Here is a 547-nt window from a genome sequence, read left to right as displayed (position 1 = left end):
AGCAGGTGCCCGCGACTGCCGCCGTGGATCAGCAGGTATTCCATCTCAGCCAACCGCTGGCAATGCACTTTGAGTTGATTATCACTCCATTGAGTAAAGTCGCGGATATCCCGCCGGGTAAAGCGCACTTCCCGTAACGTCTGCTGCCCGGCCGCGGCCATCTCGTTCGCCATCTGCTGGATCAGCAATAACAGCTTGCGCGTCTGCGGCGGCATTTCGTCCAGCGTCCGGCCTAAGATGTCGTGCGCCAGCTGATTGGCCAGCCGGATATCGTCTTTGCTGACTTCGATATATTCAAGCCGCTTGCCGCGATGCTCAGTGCTCTTGATCTCCCGTTGGTACTGGTGCAACAGCGCGATACTCTGAATGAGCGTCAGGTATTTCATATGGTCACGGCGGGTGCGGGTTTTGTCTGACAGGAACGTCAACTGGCTGGCATACGGATTGACCACATTCAGCGGTTTCAGCAGCCGCTGGGCGTTCTGGTGCAACGTGGTGAGATAGTCCCGCTCATTTTCAGCCAGCAGGCCTTCGAGGGTTTGCTTCT

General features: G+C 56.9%; 1 pseudogene. It reads right to left on the bottom strand.

Annotation, left to right across the window (positions count from 1 at the left end):
* Positions 1-547 (bottom strand): annotated as a pseudogene (locus tag AAC147_RS10915) (DNA primase); the annotation flags it as partial.

Source organism: Xenorhabdus sp. NBAII XenSa04 (assembly GCF_963866145.1).
Taxonomy (GTDB): Bacteria; Pseudomonadota; Gammaproteobacteria; order Enterobacterales; family Enterobacteriaceae; genus Xenorhabdus; species Xenorhabdus indica.
This window is presented reverse-complemented; position numbering and strand designations above follow the sequence as displayed.